Source organism: Vibrio tasmaniensis (genome assembly GCF_024347635.1).
GTDB classification, from domain to species: Bacteria; Pseudomonadota; Gammaproteobacteria; order Enterobacterales; family Vibrionaceae; genus Vibrio; species Vibrio tasmaniensis.
Genome location: NZ_AP025510.1, coordinates 979,327 through 996,995, shown reverse-complemented (window position 1 = coordinate 996,995; position 17,669 = coordinate 979,327). Strand labels below are relative to the sequence as shown.

Here is a 17,669-nt window from a genome sequence, read left to right as displayed (position 1 = left end):
GCTTCAACTTTCTCTATAAGAACTCGACGAACTTTGAGAAGTCACGTTCTGGCGCTTTCATTGGCGTACAGCCCGGAGTGCCTAGGTATAGGAAACCAACAATTTCATCGTCGCCTTCTAGGCCAAACGCTTGGTGTACTTCTGGGTGGAACATCCACTTACCTGAACGCCAAAAACCTTGGAAACCTTGCGCGACAGCCGCCATTTGCATCGCCTGTGCAGCGCAACCCGCAGATAGGTGTTGTTCGAATGCAGGCACTTTCTCGTGCTCGATTACCTTTGCGATGATAGTAATCACCATAGGAGCTCGAAACGGCGCTTTTTTAACTTTCTCGATAACCGCTTCTTCGCTCTCGTCAGCTTGTGCCGCACGAACCAAAATATCAGAGAGCTTCTGTAACCCTGAGCCTTGCGCGATAACAAAGCGCCATGGTGTTAGAGCTCCGTGGTCTGGAGCTCGTAAGCCCGCTTTGATGATGTTTTCTAACGCTACACCTTCAGGTGCTGGATCAGAGAGTTTTGCGATTGAGCGTCTGTTGAGCAATAGATCCAAAGCATCCATTTGAAGTCCTTACTAATTTTTATTGTTTGTATAGTTGAACTGTAGCACAAAACACAAACGATAATAAATCTCAACAGCTGTCCATTTGAAGCCATATTTGAAACGACACTGGAAACAATAAAGGCTCCTAAATCTATGACTTAGGAGCCTTGTTTAATAGTCTAGTTCAACGGATTGAACGAGCGTGTCTATCGATATAATTACAGTTTAATCGCTGACTCTATAACTTGATCGCCAGCTCAACACCTTGTCGAATCGCACGCACGGCATCCAGTTCACCTGCATAATCGGCACCGCCTATCACGTGCAGTTTGCCACCAAACTCTTGCCACATATCTTCAAACGGACGAACTGAAACCTGACCCGCACACACGATAACGGAATCGGCATCGAGTAACTGATCTTTCTTACCAACGCTGATATGCAGACCTTGGTCGTCAATCTTGTTGTAGCTCACACCACCAAGTAAGTTCACACCACGTTTTTCTAATGTGCGTTTATGAATCCAACCTGTGGTTTTACCTGGGCCTTTACCGACACGCCCGACTTTACGCTGCATCACCCAAACCGTTTTATCACTGAACGAATCAGGGTAAGGATAAAGTCCCCCTGGGTGTTCCATATTCTTATCAATGCCCCATTCATGCAGCCAGTCATCCAAGCTGTGAGAAGTCGGCTCTGTCAGCATAGTTGCCACATCAATACCAATACCACCCGCACCAACAATCGCGACTTTTTCGCCTACTGGTGTCTTTTCGCGAATCAAGGTTTGATAGTCGACGACGTTTTCTTGATCTATCCCTTCAATATCAAGCTTTCTGGGTTCAACACCAGCAGCCATCACGACTTCATCGTACTTCAACAACATCTCAAACGTCGCTTCAGTATCCAGTTTTAAGTTCACGCCTGATGCATCTATTTGGTTAGCAAAGTAACGAATCGTTTCTCTGAACTCTTCTTTACCCGGAATCTGCATTGCCAATCTAAATTGTCCGCCGATACGGTCATTTTTCTCAATCAGATCAACATTATGACCACGCTGTGCCAACGTAGTCGCACAGGCTAAACCAGCAGGCCCAGCGCCAACAACAGCAATAGTTTTGGTCGCTTCGGCAGGTTGAACAACAATTTCAGTCTCGTAACAAGCTCGAGGGTTAACCAAACAACTCGCTCTTTTGCCTTTGAATACGTTATCAAGACAAGCTTGGTTACAACCGATACAGGTGTTAATGAACTGAGCTTGGTCTTGAGCCGCTTTATTAACGAAATCAGGGTCAGCCAAGAATGGACGAGCCATTGATACCATGTCGGCCTGTCCTGAACTGAGAATACGTTCGGCCTCTTCAGGCGTGTTGATTCGGTTACATGTCACCACTGGGATCGACACGTATGGTTTTACTTTTTCCGTCACCCAAGAGAATGCCCCTCTTGGTACTTGCGTCGCGATAGTCGGAACACGAGCTTCATGCCAACCAATGCCGGTATTGATGATAGTCACGCCCGCTTCTTCTAACTTCTGAGCCAGAAGTACAACATCTTCAAACGTGCTGCCTTGCTCAACCAAATCCAGCATCGATAAGCGGAAAATAATGATGAAATCTTTACCCACCGCTTCGCGAATCGATTTAACGATCTCTAATGGGAAACGCATGCGCTTCTCATAAGAACCGCCCCATTCGTCATAACGCATGTTAGTACGTTTACAGATAAATTGGTTAATCAAGTAGCCTTCAGAGCCCATGATCTCTATGCCGTCATAGCCAGCAACCTGAGCGAGTTCTGCACTGTTGGCAAAGGCACCGATGGTCTTTTTGATTTGACGAGGGCTCATCTCACTCGGTGCAAACTTAGCGATTGGCGCTTTGATGCCCGAAGCACTTTGCGCGAATGGGTGCATTGCATAGCGGCCAGCATGTAGCAACTGAAGGGCAATTTTACCGCCATGCTTATGCACGGCCTCGGTAACAACTTGGTGAGCTTTTGCGTGCTTAACTTTACTGAACTCAGCACTAAATGGGGTCAATCTGCCACGTAAATTAGGAGAGAAACCACCGGTAACAATAAGGCCAACGCCTCCTTTTGCTCGCTCTTCGTAAAACGCGGCAAGCTTGTGGAGGCCTTCTTTATTTTCTTCTAAACCCGTGTGCATTGATCCCATCAATACACGGTTACGTAACTGAGTAAATCCAAGATCGAGTGGTTCGAGTAAATGTGGGTACATGGCAGACATCACTTCTATTATTATATCCTTGTGGTCAGACCACAATATAACTCAATCACCAAAAGTTCAAACAACCGTTTACATTTTTGTAACACCGATCATAATGCAGGACGCATTAATCGTTCAGAAACCCCTAATTTGACTACACTTAATGAGAATATAAATCGATTAACACTTCTTGGTATAGTTTGAGCTTAGGAATTATCGTAGGATATTAAGCAGTTCATATTATTGAGATTAATAGTACTGCTGCTTATTAAAGCAACATGATCTCACTGCGGAGACAGAATGAAAAAAATATTCAAATTTATAGGCATGATCTTTAAAGGGATTTGGAAGCTCATCACGTTTGTACGTCTTGCGCTGGTAAACCTTTTCTTTTTACTCAGTATCGCCATCATCTACTTTGTGTACTTCCACTCAGACACAACTCAGCCGACTGTTCCACAGGAATCGGCTTTAGTACTTAACCTGTCTGGTCCTATCGTAGAGCAAAGTCGCTATATCAATCCGATGGATTCGGTCACGGGTTCACTGCTTGGCAAAGACCTTCCAAAAGAGAACGTCCTGTTTGATATTGTTGAAACGATTCGCTACGCCAAAGACGATGACAAGGTTACTGGTATCGTTTTAGCACTCAAAGAACTGCCAGAAACCAATCTGACCAAGCTTCGCTACATTGCTAAAGCACTCAACGAGTTCAAAGCAACTGGCAAACCGATTTATGCGGTGGGTGACTTTTACAACCAAAGCCAATACTACCTAGCCAGCTACGCAACTAAAGTCTTCCTATCACCAGATGGTGGGGTTCTTCTTAAAGGTTACAGCGCCTACTCGCTTTACTACAAAACGTTATTAGAGAAGCTAGACGTCAACACGCACGTGTTCCGTGTGGGTACTTACAAGTCAGCTATCGAGCCTTTCATTCGTGACGACATGTCAGATGCAGCGAAAGAATCTGCTTCTCGTTGGTTAAGCCAACTGTGGGGCGCGTACGTTGATGACGTAAGCAACAACCGTCAAATCGACGCGAAAACGCTGAACCCAAGCATGGACTCTTTCTTAAAAGATCTTGAGTCGGTTGATGGCGATATCGCAAAACTGGCTGAGAAACTCGGCTTAGTGGATGAGTTAGCAACACGCCAACAAGTTCGCCTAGAGCTCGCAGACGTCTTCGGCAGTGATGGCCAAGACAGCTATAACGCGTTGGGGTACTACGAGTACCGTACAACCATGCTTCCTGACCTAACAAGTGAATCGCACGATGTTGCTGTGATTGTTGCTAGTGGAGCAATTATGGATGGTAAGCAGCCACGCGGCACCGTTGGTGGTGATACCACAGCAGCCCTACTTCGCCAAGCTCGTAATGACGATCAAGTAAAAGCCGTTGTACTTCGTGTAGACAGCCCGGGCGGCAGTGCCTTTGCTTCAGAAGTGATTCGCAACGAAGTCGAAGCGCTTAAAGAAGCCGGCAAACCGGTTGTGGTTTCCATGTCTAGCCTTGCTGCTTCTGGTGGTTACTGGATCTCGATGGGTGCGGACAAGATCCTAGCTCAACCAACAACCTTAACCGGTTCGATTGGTATCTTCAGTGTTATCACAACCTTCGAAAAGGGGTTGAACGATATTGGTATTTACACTGATGGCGTTGGTACGTCACCTTTCTCTGGTCTTGGTATTACGACTGGGCTTAGCGACGGCGCGAAAGATGCGTTCCAAATGGGCATTGAAAATGGTTACCGCCGTTTCATCAGCCTAGTTGGAGCGAATCGCGGCATGGAAGTCGATGCCGTCGACAAGATCGCTCAAGGCCGAGTATGGACTGGCCAAGATGCAATCCAGAAAGGTCTAGTCGATGAAATTGGTGATTTTGATGATGCGATTGCAGCAGCGGCTTCACTTGCAGAGCTTGAAACCTACAACATCTACTGGGTAGAAGAGCCACTTTCAACGACTGAACAATTTATTCAAGAATTTATGAATCAAGTTCAGATGTCGATAGGCTTTGATATTCAATCAATGATTCCAAGTAGTTTACAGCCTGTTACTCAGCAGTTAGCTCAAGATAGCCAGCTGTTAGGTAACTTTAACGACCCACAAGGCCGATACGCTTTTTGCTTAAACTGCCAAGTTCAATAAGATAATCTCAACGCTTTGTTATCAAGAGGCGCCTCTGTGTGAGGCGCCTCTTTTTATTGCATGATAATTCGCTATAATCGCCCCCCTGTTCCCTATATCACACTAAGTATTAATCGCCATGGAAAGAAAACACATCTATATCGCGTATACCGGCGGCACAATTGGCATGCAGAAGTCTTTGGACCACGGCTATGTCCCAGTCGCAGGTTTTATGGATAAGCAGCTAGCTGGCATGCCTGAATTCCATCGCCCAGAAATGCCTGAGTACACCATTCATGAATACTCTCCATTAATGGACTCTTCAGATATGACGCCACTTGATTGGCAGACTATCGCTGATGATATTCGCGCGAACTACGATAAGTACGATGGTTTCGTTATCCTGCACGGTACAGACACTATGGCTTACACCGCCTCAGCTCTGTCATTCATGTTAGAAAACCTCGGCAAACCTGTGATTGTTACGGGCTCTCAGATCCCATTGGCAGAGCTACGTTCAGACGGACAAGCAAACCTGCTTAATGCTCTGCACATTGCAGCGAACTACCCGATCAACGAAGTGACACTGTTTTTCAACAACAAGTTGATGCGTGGTAACCGCAGCACAAAATCACACGCAGATGGCTTCAATGCGTTTACCTCTCCAAACCTAACCCCATTGCTAGAAGCGGGTATCAATATCCAGATCAGCAATAACGTTAAGGTAAACGAACAACCTGAAGGTGCTTTCAAGGTTCATAACATTACTCCGCAACCCATCGGCGTAATCACTATGTACCCAGGCATCTCACATGAAGTGATTCGCAACACGCTACTACAACCTGTAAATGCAATGATCCTGCTTACTTTTGGGGTTGGTAACGCACCACAAAATCAAGAGCTACTTCAGCACTTAAAAGATGCCTCTGAACGAGGTGTGATTGTAGTGAACCTAACTCAGTGTTTGGCGGGTAAAGTCAATATGGGTGGTTACGCGACGGGTTGTGCACTAGCAGAATCAGGCGTTATCAGTGGTTACGATATGACACCAGAAGCGGCACTGGCGAAGTTACATTATCTATTGAGCCAAGATTTAAGCTACGAAGAAGTGAAGGCTCAAATGCAACAAGTGCTGCGCGGTGAGATGAGCTTATAAGCCTAACCAGCGATTCGTTTAGCCGAGGAATTGCCGTTAATCAGCCCCTCACATAAACCTGAACTAAATCGCATTTTTGTTTATAAATAAATGGCTTAACAGTAAAAAAGGGGTGGCACAGTGCCACCCCTTTGCTGTAATTTAAGCCTAATGATTAGGATTAACTCTAACAATATCTTCTTGGTCGGACTTAAACTGCTTCTTTAGTTCAGACTTTGATTTGAAGCTAATTTCTCCGCCGGCTGCAATTGTCATATGTTGAGCTTCAGAGTTATGTTTCGATTGATATAACATAACCGCCTGCATACACGAGTCGCGCTGCTCTTTAGAGAGCGCTGTTCCTTCTGGCCATTTACCCGTTTCAACTGCGTAGGTTAAACGTTCGTAGACCTCGGGGGTCATTGCGCTAAGAAGTTGTTCTGCATCCATGGTAAGGCCTTAGTTTTAACAATTTTCACCAGAAAATAACCCGTATCAGAATTGAGTCAAGAACCTGACTGAAAATAAGTGTATTTGATCACAAGTGAAGGAATATGAAAATTATGAAATGGTTGGTACTAAGCCTATTGCCCTTCACTCTGGTTGGGTGCTTTGACGGCAACAAAAATACCGGTCAATTGTGCGAAAGCAACCCGTGGCTTCAGTGTGAAAAACTAAACATGAACGACGGACAGTGCCGTGTCGCACGTACCGACCTTGTCTGGCATAAATTTGAAGCAAAAGAGAACCCTAGCGATACCAATAAGATTAAAGAGTTCGAATTAGTCTCTGTCTACAAAAAGTGTCTAGAGCTTGCTGCACAGATCGAAACGATCGATCAATCCAAACTTCAAGAACGCCGCTTCACCTCGTTAATGAATAGTATCGAGGATTCTGAACGTATTGTTGATGAACTCTCGCGATCAAATACCCCTGAAACGCTTTATTTTATGTGGTCACAAACTGGGGATACCAACGCAAGACGCAGCTTCCTGCAATTAGAAGGGACAGAAGCATTAAACACAGCAGAGATGCAATATGCGCTAGCCACTTTCTATACTACCCGTGACCATGAAAAGACGCTTAAGCTACTCAATAATGCGTTAACGCTTTCTAATGGTTCGAAGGTCAACACCGAGATCTTCAAATCAATGGCGAGTATCAACCACAGCCTTGGTCACATGAAAAAAGCGTACGTCTGGGCAATGGTTGCCAAAAACTTTGATGTGCCTATTGCTTCGGAAGCAGAACTTACCGTGTTGTACCGTTTCGATGAGTCAACATACGAACAACTGAATCAAGACGCGGACAATATAGTCGAAGCTATTGAAGATGAGGTTTACAGCCCTTCAATCGTACCTCGTTACTGATCGCACGGTTCTCGTTTTCTAGTCCAAACGTCCTATTCACAAGCTTTCAAAAAAACAGCTACCATCATGGTAGCTGTTTTTGTTTGACTAGATTTAACTAGGAAATACCTAAGTTTTAGACCGTTCAGTACCACTCAATCAACAAATACAACCTGTAAGGATTAGACAATTGTGACAAGTTATTTCGTACTTTCGTCATTTTTGTTGAAAACTAACGACACGGAATTCACACAGAACCGTTCACCTGTTGTCTTGGGACCATCAGGAAAAACGTGACCTAAATGGCTATCACAAGCGGTACAACGGATCTCGACACGCTTCATTCCGTGACTTAGATCTTCTATATAGCGCACTGCTTGATCATTCACTGGGGCATCAAAGCTTGGCCAACCGCACCCAGAGTCATATTTGTTATCCGACAGAAACAAAGGGCTTTCGCAGCATGTGCAGCTATAGACACCCGTCTTATGGTTGTGCAGTAACTTACCGCTATAAGGGGCTTCAGTACCACGCTGACGACACACAGAAAATTCGTCATCCGTTAGGTGCTCACGCCAGTATTCATCAGGCTTTATCATATCTCCTCCCTTTTGAACCACGTTAATATATCTCCACATTCTCAGTTATTATATTTACTTTTTTCTATAAAGGCTTGCATATGGGTCGTTTTGTAGCACATACTTTCTCACCAGGAAACATTGTACATATACACTCATAAGTGAATCATCATTTAGAGGTATTTTACCCAACTGGAAGGGTACAGAGCCACTCGCAATGGTCAATTTTCAACCACTTACACCCAATTGTTAAGAAAAGCGTCGCTTTTTTTTGACATTAAACAAGTTAAGTCGGATTATCTATTGCAGATGTATACTGGATTCTGTAATTTTACTACCAGTTATCTTTAATCAGAAATTAAGTTGTGGAGCAACTACAATGACTATCAAAGTAGGTATTAACGGTTTTGGCCGTATCGGCCGTTTCGTATTCCGCGCAGCTCAAGAGCGTGCAGACATCGAAGTAGTAGGTATTAACGATCTAATCGACGTAGAGTACATGGCATACATGCTTAAGTACGACTCAACTCACGGCCGTTTCAACGGTACTGTTGAAGTTGAAGGCGGTAACCTAATCGTTAACGGTAAAACTGTACGTGTTACAGCTGAGCGTAACCCAGAAGATCTTAAGTGGGATGCTATCGAAGTAGACGTAGTTGCTGAAGCAACTGGTCTTTTCCTAACTGACGAGACTGCACGTAAGCACATCACAGCTGGCGCTAAGAAAGTAGTTCTTACTGGTCCTTCTAAAGATGCAACTCCAATGTTCGTAATGGGCGTTAACCAAGCATCTTACGCTGGTCAAGACATCGTTTCTAACGCTTCTTGTACTACTAACTGTCTTGCACCTATCGCTAAAGTACTTAACGATAAGTGGGGCATTGAGTCTGGTCTTATGACTACAGTTCACGCTACTACAGCAACTCAAAAAACTGTAGATGGCCCTTCTGCTAAAGACTGGCGCGGTGGCCGTGGTGCTTCTCAAAACATCATCCCATCTTCAACTGGTGCTGCTAAAGCAGTAGGCGTTGTTCTTCCAGAACTAAACGGCCTTCTAACTGGTATGGCTTTCCGTGTACCAACTGCTAACGTATCTGTAGTTGACCTAACTGTTAACCTAAAAGCATCTGCATCTTACGAAGAAATTTGTGCTGCAATGAAAGAAGCTTCTGAAGGCGAAATGGCTGGCGTTCTTGGTTACACTGAAGACCAAGTAGTATCACAAGATTTCATCGGTGAAGTTCAAACTTCAGTATTCGATGCTAAAGCTGGTGTTGCTCTAACTGACAAATTCGTTAAAGTTGTATCTTGGTACGACAACGAAATCGGTTACTCAAACAAAGTTCTTGACCTAATCGCTCACATCTCTAAGTAATTTCTTTTTAGAAATCGCTTTAGATAAGCATTAGCAAAGACTGTTTTGAGCAGACTTTGAAAAAGGCGACCTTAGTGTCGCCTTTTTAATACCTGCTATCTTTTAAACAGCTCCCGACTTCAATCCCAATCACCAAAACACTGAAATTCAATTCCAATACTGGCTCTGCTTGTCACTCATAAAATCACAAGCACTGTTCTAGCCAGCATTTGAATTCAATTTCCTTAGAAGGATCATGTAATGGATTTATCTACTCTACCGGCACTGACTGTACTTTCTGATAACGTGACTATCGTTGAACACGAAGGTGTAAAATTGGTTCGCGTTATCCACGATAAAGCAAACGCAGCCATTTCATTGTTTGGCGGCCATGTGGTGTCATTCCAGCCGCAAGGTCAGGAAGACTTAATTTGGATGAGTCAGCAAGCTAAGTTCGATGGAAAGACAGCTTTGCGCGGTGGTATTCCAGTATGTTGGCCTTGGTTTGGTCGTATTGCAGCACCGGCACATGGTTTTGCTCGTTCAAGTGAATGGCAATTAGTTGAGCACCGTGAAAGCGAAGCAGGCGTAATCGTTAGCTTAGGTTTAAAACCAAACGAAGAAACGCTAACAGTATGGCCGCATCAGTTCGATGCTCGACTGAATGTTGAGATTGGTGATCAACTGAAAGTAACTTTGGATGTGAAGAACACAGATTCACAACCATGGACTTTCTCTGGAGCCCTACACACTTACCTAAACGTTGGTGATATTCACAACACTACCACAACCGGTATGGGTGCTGAGTACATTGATAGCCTGCAAGGTGGCAAGATCTGCCAAGGTGGTGCTGAGTTAGTGCTGACTGACACGATTGACCGCGTTTACACGCAACCAGAAGCGAAAATATTTGTAGCTGACAAAAAGCTGGATCGCACACTAACGGTTGAAAACCACGGTCATAACTCTGCAGTATTGTGGAACCCGTGGGCGGAAGGCGCAGCAGCGATGGGCGATATGCAAGACGACGGTTACCTAACCATGATGTGTGTAGAGTCAACACTGCACGCCCCGAGCCTAGAAGCAGGTAAAACGCTACAGCCTGGCGAAAGCCACCAACTGATTACGGTGCTAGCTTCGAAATAAGCTTAAAGCAACGCCAATTAGAAACGAAAATGCAGCCATGAGCTGCATTTTTATTGCCCCTAATCTTCTATATTCCCATAACCATGACCATGACCAACTTGTCATTTAACTCTCAGTAAAGTCTATCTACTCTGATTCAGATACATTCCAAATTACGTTTCATTGATCCGCTTCAGTCCCACTGGACACGCCATAATTTATAAACATAACCATCAATTCATTAATTATTATCAATTACTGCCGATAAATAAGTACTTATGATAGGAGGCTCAATAACAAGCTTACCTAAAACTACTAAACAACACCTCAATGAAGACAGGATAATGAATTCATGTTCGAGAAATACAAAAATCAAAGTGTTGGCTTCCAACTTAAGTTGGTCATTTTGCTGTGCTTACTTATCGCCTTTGGCTCCATCGCAACGCTCGTGTATCGCAATGCGTCACAAGTATTATTAGACAACACGTTAAGGGAACACCAATCCAAAGTAGAAGCGATGGCCAAAACAATATCTGGCCAATTCGATGCCTACCTGCATACCGCCAAAGTTTTAGAATCCACCTTTCGTAACGGTTACCTAGCAGGTGTTTATGTTGAGAACTACGACGTTGAGTTCAACGGTCATTCCATTCCTAACATGACTCAATATGGTGAGAGCCTAATCAACGACACTAAACTCGTTGATAGCTTTACTCGCGACACCGGCGCTGTAGCAACCCTATTTGCCCCATTTGGCGATGACTTTATTCGCGTGTCTACTTCTCTTAAAAAACCGTCAGGGGAACGTGTTGTTGCCACAACGTTAGGCAAGGATCATCCTGGCTATAACAAACTCAAAAATGGCCAAGCTTATTACGCGCAAGTGAAGCTGTTCGGCCAACGCTACATTACCTACTACGCACCTCTAACGAATGCACAAGGCAAAGTTAACGGTGTCTCTTTCATTGGTCTACCCGTAGAAGAGGCGACACAAAACCTGTTCGAGTCATTGCGTTCTGTCTCGTGGGGCGATACTGGCTATACCATCATCGTTGATAATGAAAAAGATCATCAAGGCCAGTACTTACTACACCCTACTAATGCTGGAGGTGATAAATCGATTGTGGATGTTGCTGACTACGACGGTAACAAACCTTTCTATCAGCTCTTTGAACAGCCATCCGGCTTGATTCTCTACCCTTTTGAATATCAAGAAACAGTGGGCGAAAAATACCTCGTCTATACCGAAGTTCCGGGGTGGAATTGGAAGCTACTTGGCGGCACATTTATTAGTGAAGTCACTAAAGGCAGCGACGAACTGCTGAAACTTATCGCGATAATCGCGACCTTGATTGCCGCCGCGACTATCGTCGTGTTAACGCTCGTATTGAACCGTACCTTGACGCCGTTAACGACTTTAAACGAATACATGATGCGCTTAGGAAAAGGCGAAGTCAGCTTACATATTCCAAACAACGGCAAACAGACTAAGAATGAAATCAGCAACCTAAATACCGGCGTTGCGAACATGGCTGCTCAATTGAACACACTCGTTGGAGAAATTCGAACGACCAGTGATCAAGTACAAAGCAGCTCTAGCAGCGTGTCACAGGATGCCAGCCACAACTTGAGCCAAGCTGATCGCCAGCAAGCACAGGTTGAGCAAGTCGTTACCGCCATTGAAGAGATGGCCACCTCGGCAGAATCTGTCGCGCAGCAAGTAAACAGCATTGCTGAAAATGTTCGCCTTGCTAATGAAGATAGCCAGAAAGGTTTAGAAGTCGTTGAGGGTGTATGTATTGATGTTGCCCAGCTCAATGACCAATTAGACAAATCAGCATCAGCTATCGAGCAAGTGAGTTCTGATAGCGAAAGCATTCAAACCGTTACCAAGATGATTGATGACATCGCAGAGCAAACCAACTTACTTGCGTTGAACGCTGCAATAGAAGCTGCGCGTGCAGGTGATCAAGGTCGTGGTTTTGCCGTGGTCGCTGACGAAGTAAGAACGTTGGCCCATCGTACACAAACGTCAGTACAAGACGTCGTGAGCATCATCGAGAAGTTGAAATCTTCAACTAACAATGCCGTAAACCTGATGACACAAAGCCAATCGAATGCCAATCAAGTTCTTGATAAAGCTCAAGAAGCAGGCACAGCTCTAGAGTCGATTGCCTCTCAAGTTGAATCAATTGCATCTCAAGCCGAAACCATAGCTGCAACATCAGAAGAGCAAGCTCAGGTTTCTCAAGAAATCGCCGCAAACGCACATGCGATCAGCGATTTGAATCAGCAAAGCCGTGAAACCAGCGCTAAGACTTCTCACAGTGCTGATGAGCTTCAAAAACAAGCGGAGTCGTTGAAAAACCAAGTTAACTTCTTTAGCTAGAAGCCGAGTTCACTGTTTTATCAGTGATTCGCTCATAACCAATAGAGCCAACCATGTGTTGGCTCTATCTCTTCACTGACTGCCTCTATCTATTTACTAGTTGATTAACCAAGACAGCTGCGTTTATTCTAGCGCCCCACTATGCTTCCTGTTAAAATTTTGGACTTGAAATTTCTACCTCGAGTTCGCAATGACTTACCAATGCCCTTTGTGTCACCAACCTTTATCTCAAAACGATCGTACGTTTAAGTGTGAAAAGAACCATCAGTTCGACCTAGCGAAAGAAGGCTATGTCAATTTGATGCCAGCACACCACAAACGCTCAAAAGATCCAGGTGACAACAAAGAGATGATGCAGGCTCGTCGCCGCTTCCTTGAAGGCAACCACTACAATCCAATGCGCCAAGCCGTTGTTGGTTTATGCGCTAGCTATCTGCCAGCAACCGCCCCTAGCCTATTGGATATCGGTTGTGGTGAAGGTTATTACACCAATGAAATTGCGGTAAACCTTCAAGAAAAGAGTGGCGCTACTTTTGGCCTAGACATTTCTAAGATTGCTATCAAATACGCCGCTAAACGCTACCCTGCTGTCGACTTCTCAGTCGCTTCTAGCCATCGTCTACCCTTTGCGGAAAACAGCTTAGACGGCATTCTACGCATTTACGCGCCTTGCAAGGCTGAAGAACTGCAGCGCACCATCAAAGACAATGGCGTGGTAATCACCGTGACACCGGCTAGCCGACACCTGTATCAGCTGCGTGATGCGATTTATGATGGCGTTCGCTTGCACGACGAAGATCCAGAAATGATTGAAGGTTTTACTCTTGAGCACCAAGAGCAACTAAACTATATGATGGAACTATCGGGGTCAGACGCATTCGACCTGCTACAGATGACGCCGTTTGCTTGGAAGGCGAGTGAAGAGTTCAAACAACAACTCACTGATGCTGAGCAATTCAACTGTGAAGCGGACTTTATGCTGCGAGTGTACCGCAAACAAATTTAATTGATATTGATTATCGTTTGCATTGAAATCTCATCTTGCCTCCTTTAGTATGCGTGTTCTTCAAGGAGGCATTTCATGCAACGTATTATTCTTATCGGATTAGCTACCCTGCTCACGGCTTGTGCTAATCAACCTTCAAATAGCACTTCTCAACAAGTGGCTAACACGCAAACGGAAACCGTTTCCACATTCTATGACTACCAGTTTGCTTCTCCACAAGGCGAAACGCTTTCTCTCAATGCATTACCTAAACAGCTGATTGACGCTGATGTGGTTCTTATTGGCGAATGGCACACTCACTCTGCAATCCATCGCTTCCAAACCGATTTCTTAAAAGCGCGCCGCAACGCCACATCAAACATCGCGCTTTCAATGGAACAATTCACTCGAGAACATCAAGACACATTAAACCAATATCTCAATGATGAAATTGGCGAACAAGTTCTTATGTCTCAAGCGGCTGCTTGGCCAAACTACGAAAGTGATTATCGCGCACTGGTTGAGTTTGCTAAAGCCAATGACGTCGATATCATTGCGGCAAACGCACCAAAACCCTTCGTACAATGCATTGGCCGTAAGGGATTGCCTTATCTAGATCAGCTAACGACGGAACAACGTCAATGGATTGCTTCAGAAGTGGATACTGGCGATAGCCCTTACAAAGAAAAATTCATGGCTTCGATGCATCACGGTACGCCAGAGCAAACAGAAAAGCAGTTTGCCGCTCAAGTAACATGGGATGAGACCATGGCGGAGTCGATTGTCGGTTACCTAACATCAAACCCAGATCAGCAAGTGATTCATGTTGCTGGCAAGTTCCACACAGAAGATGGTTTAGGCACAGCTGCATCGATTCTACGTCGTAATCCCGATCTGAAAATTGCGATTATCAGCCCAGTTAAGGAAATCTCTTCAGATAGCAGTGACTACCAGCTAAAAGTGCTTTCTCCACCCGCTCGCTTTGTTAAAAAAGAGAACAGAATGAAGGCATACAAACACCTATCTAAACGCGGCGCTAGCCTAGAGTGCGACTAAACCATTCTTATAAGAGAACGAAACGATGGGCTAATTCTAGATAACTAGCCCATCGACAGAGCTTCATTGGCTCCTATCATCCACTCTAACTCTATATAACATTCAAGTTCCTTATCGGCACAAGATTTGCTTAATAACTAGACGGTTTGACTAAGCAGACGAAAAAACAATGTGCGAATAAAAAAACATCACCACGGTGATTAAATGCACAAGTTTTTCACACCTCTGCCGATACTATATTTAAGGATAGGTAAGGAGAGCGATATGACACCAGTAGGAACGAGTAATACTCAGCTGTATTCACCTGCGAAAATGAACGCACAGAATAAAAGCACCGAAGCTGAAAAGCCTGCTCCACTCAAGGTGGAACAAAATACTGTTAAGCTTTCCGATGAAGGGAAAGCGCTATTATTTGCTCTTAAACAAATCGACAACGAAGCGAAGAAAGTCGAGGCGGAAAATGCAACCGTTACCGATAAAGTTGAGTCGTTCGCTCACGGCGCACTAGGTATGGACCACCCAGACAAGGTGGAAGAAGAGAACGATGGCTCATATTCAGCGGGGCAATTCTTGTCCGCAGCGTTGACCGTAGGTGGCATCCTTATCGCTTTGGTTTAACTTTTTACTTTAACCTAATTTCGCTTTAACCTAACTTTACAGCTCTGCTTCTCTAATCTTTCATTACCTACCTTTTATTGAATAGAAGCAATTTGTCGTCACGACAACAGACCCGATTTGGTCTAAAAAACGAGTTCATTCCATAATTCCGCTCTCATTTTAATGGAATAATACTCGTGAAAAACACTTTTGAGCTTATTGATAAGCCTACCTTCTTTGGTGCTATTGCACTCCTACTCACGATAGTTTTCCCGCTCATTTTGTTCCCGGCTCAGGGCGCAGACTGGATTGCGGTTGCGAAAACGTTCATGACGGATCAACTTGGATTTCTATATCTTGCTCTAGGCCTCGCTGCTTGTGCCTTCATGGTTTACGTTGTATTCAGTGACATGGGACAAATTAAACTGGGTGAAGCAGACGAAGAACCTGAGTTCAAAACTGCATCATGGGCAGCAATGCTTTTCTGTGGTGGTATCGGCGCAAGTATCTTGTACTGGGGCTGTATTGAGTGGGCTTACTACTACCAATCACCTCCTTTCCAACTAGAACCCGGCAGTGAAGAAGCGGTTCGTTGGGCGGCAACTTATGGTTTGTTCCACTGGGGACCAATCGCTTGGTCTATCTACCTGATCCCAGCAATTCCTATCGCCTACTTCTTTTATGTGCGTAAACAGCCAGTGCTTAAGATTTCTAGTGCGTTAATGCCTGTTCTTGGTGAACACCGCAGTAAAGGCGTACCTGGAAAAATCGTCGATATCCTATTCATTTTCGGTCTACTGGGTGGCGCTGCGACAACACTAGGTTTAGCAGCACCTCTCATCACTGAAGGCCTGAACCACCTATTCGGCCTACCTAAAAATAACCTAACTCAAGTTATGGTACTTTTAGTTTGTACAGCAATTTTTGCTTACTCTTCTTATGCTGGCTTGGAAAAAGGCATCAAGATCCTGAGTAACATCAATTTCTGGGGTGCCATGGGTCTACTGACTTTCGTTCTGATTGCTGGCCCGACAATCTTCATGCTAGAAACAGGTTTAGACTCGATTGGTCGTCTACTGTCTAACTTCTTCGTGATGGCAACGTGGGCTGAACCATTCGGTGGTTACGGTACCTTTGAGAACACGCACTTCCCACAAGACTGGACGATTTTCTACTGGGCATGGTGGCTAGTATTTGCACCAAGTATGGGCCTGTTTGTTGCGCGTATTTCTCGCGGCAGAACCATCAAACAAATGGTGTCAGGTTCTATTTTCTTTGGCTCTCTAGGTTGTTTCTTGTTCTTCATGATCTTAGGTAACTACGGTTTATCCCTACAGTTATCTGGTGAACTGGATGTCGTCGCAATTCTAAACGAGGAAGGCGCAACCAAAGCTATCTTCTCGATGCTTGCGCAGCTGCCAATGAGCACATTAGTGATCGCTGTGTTCACCTTGCTGTGTATTATTTTCACTGCAACTACATTTGACTCAATCTCATACATCCTAGCGTCTGTTGTGCAAAACAACGTGACCGAAGAGCCAATGCGTTGGAACCGTATGTTCTGGGCGTTTACTCTGTCATTCTTGCCAACGATTCTGATGTTCTTGGGTGGTCTAAGTACGCTACAAACAGCAGCGATAGTTGGTGGCTTACCGCTACTGGTGATCTCTGTGATGCTGATGATTTCAGCCGTTCGTGCAACTAGCCTCGACCTACGCCACCAAGACACGTACATCGAGCCAACGATAAACATCGAAGAACTACCAGATATGGACCCTTGGTCTGCAGAAGGTATGGCGCTGGCTCAATTTGAGAAAGAGAAAGATGCTGCGCAAGAGGCCGCAGAACTTGAGCGAGTTGCTTACACAGAACTTGCTGCAGTGAAAAAAGAAATTCGCGCTTATGTGTTAGAACAAGGTTCACAAATGGAAACTCACGAGTTACCAGAGAACCTACAACAAGCACTTGAGCAGGCCGAGAGTAATCTTAGTGCCGCACAAGCGAAAAAAATCGAGTTATCTGAGCAAGCTCAGAATGCTCGTATCATGTTCAACCAGGTGGTCGCAGACTTACCGCTTGCTTGACATTAGCCATGACACAGTCCATTGATTTGGACCCTCCTAAATACGACAAAGGCTCACAGAAATGTGAGCCTTTTTTTATGCTTTTCTAAAAACTTGAGTTATTGCTCAATTTCATA

The 17,669-nt window shown here is 44.7% G+C and carries 14 protein-coding genes; 10 read left to right on the top strand and 4 right to left on the bottom strand.

What is annotated here, in order from left to right:
* Positions 1–13: 13 nt before the first annotated feature.
* Both OCV44_RS04770 and OCV44_RS04765 read right to left on the bottom strand, forming a co-directional pair.
* Positions 14–562: an NAD(P)H nitroreductase gene (locus OCV44_RS04770; protein WP_139685381.1), complete on the bottom strand. Its 549-nt coding sequence runs from the start codon at positions 560–562 to the stop codon at positions 14–16.
* 220 nt (positions 563–782) lie between these two features.
* Positions 783–2,792: an NADPH-dependent 2,4-dienoyl-CoA reductase gene (locus tag OCV44_RS04765; protein ID WP_170213734.1), complete on the bottom strand. Its 2,010-nt coding sequence runs from the start codon at positions 2,790–2,792 to the stop codon at positions 783–785.
* A gap of 279 nt (positions 2,793–3,071) precedes the next feature.
* Between OCV44_RS04765 and sppA the strand changes: the two genes are divergently transcribed.
* Together sppA and ansA are read left to right on the top strand one after the other, a co-directional pair.
* Positions 3,072–4,922, top strand: coding sequence for a signal peptide peptidase SppA (gene sppA, locus OCV44_RS04760; RefSeq protein WP_139685382.1), 1,851 nt, complete (start codon positions 3,072–3,074; stop codon positions 4,920–4,922).
* Between the two features lie 118 nt (positions 4,923–5,040).
* Entirely contained in the window at positions 5,041–6,057 is a 1,017-nt protein-coding gene (gene ansA, locus OCV44_RS04755) for an asparaginase (RefSeq protein WP_012603507.1), read from the top strand.
* A gap of 147 nt (positions 6,058–6,204) precedes the next feature.
* Here ansA and OCV44_RS04750 read toward each other — a convergent pair whose 3' ends face one another.
* The gene (locus tag OCV44_RS04750; protein WP_010437067.1) at positions 6,205–6,486 is read right to left on the bottom strand and encodes a YeaC family protein; all 282 of its coding nucleotides are present in this window, start codon (positions 6,484–6,486) and stop codon (positions 6,205–6,207) included.
* A gap of 113 nt (positions 6,487–6,599) precedes the next feature.
* On the opposite strand from OCV44_RS04750, the gene OCV44_RS04745 reads away from it, so the two are divergent.
* Positions 6,600–7,406, top strand: coding sequence for a DUF2989 domain-containing protein (locus OCV44_RS04745; protein ID WP_139685383.1), 807 nt, complete (start codon positions 6,600–6,602; stop codon positions 7,404–7,406).
* A gap of 179 nt (positions 7,407–7,585) precedes the next feature.
* Here the strand turns inward: OCV44_RS04745 and msrB are convergent, their stop codons facing one another.
* Positions 7,586–8,023 carry a peptide-methionine (R)-S-oxide reductase MsrB gene (gene msrB, locus OCV44_RS04740; RefSeq protein WP_139685384.1) on the bottom strand — a complete coding sequence of 146 codons (438 nt, stop codon included), beginning with the start codon at positions 8,021–8,023 and terminating at the stop codon, positions 7,586–7,588.
* Between the two features lie 319 nt (positions 8,024–8,342).
* Here msrB and gap point away from each other — a divergent pair, with 319 nt between their 5' ends.
* The 7 genes from gap to OCV44_RS04705 all read left to right on the top strand — a co-directional run bounded on the left by gap (position 8,343) and on the right by OCV44_RS04705 (position 17,553).
* On the top strand, positions 8,343–9,338 hold the full coding sequence (gene gap, locus OCV44_RS04735) for a type I glyceraldehyde-3-phosphate dehydrogenase (protein WP_026012234.1): 996 nt from the start codon (positions 8,343–8,345) through the stop codon (positions 9,336–9,338).
* A 240-nt stretch (positions 9,339–9,578) separates the two neighbouring features.
* Positions 9,579–10,463, top strand: a complete 885-nt coding sequence (locus tag OCV44_RS04730) for a D-hexose-6-phosphate mutarotase (RefSeq protein ID WP_139685385.1) — start codon at positions 9,579–9,581, stop codon at positions 10,461–10,463.
* A 331-nt stretch (positions 10,464–10,794) separates the two neighbouring features.
* Complete coding sequence (locus OCV44_RS04725; RefSeq protein WP_139685386.1) at positions 10,795–12,831, top strand: methyl-accepting chemotaxis protein; 2,037 nt, start codon at positions 10,795–10,797, stop codon at positions 12,829–12,831.
* A 190-nt stretch (positions 12,832–13,021) separates the two neighbouring features.
* The gene (gene rlmA, locus OCV44_RS04720) at positions 13,022–13,837 is read left to right on the top strand and encodes a 23S rRNA (guanine(745)-N(1))-methyltransferase (protein ID WP_139685387.1); all 816 of its coding nucleotides are present in this window, start codon (positions 13,022–13,024) and stop codon (positions 13,835–13,837) included.
* Positions 13,838–13,912: 75 nt separating this feature from the next.
* Entirely contained in the window at positions 13,913–14,872 is a 960-nt protein-coding gene (locus OCV44_RS04715) for a ChaN family lipoprotein (RefSeq protein WP_139685388.1), read from the top strand.
* A gap of 264 nt (positions 14,873–15,136) precedes the next feature.
* The gene (locus OCV44_RS04710) at positions 15,137–15,490 is read left to right on the top strand and encodes a hypothetical protein (RefSeq protein WP_139685389.1); all 354 of its coding nucleotides are present in this window, start codon (positions 15,137–15,139) and stop codon (positions 15,488–15,490) included.
* 176 nt (positions 15,491–15,666) lie between these two features.
* On the top strand, positions 15,667–17,553 hold the full coding sequence (locus OCV44_RS04705) for a BCCT family transporter (protein WP_139685390.1): 1,887 nt from the start codon (positions 15,667–15,669) through the stop codon (positions 17,551–17,553).
* Positions 17,554–17,669: the final 116 nt, after the last annotated feature.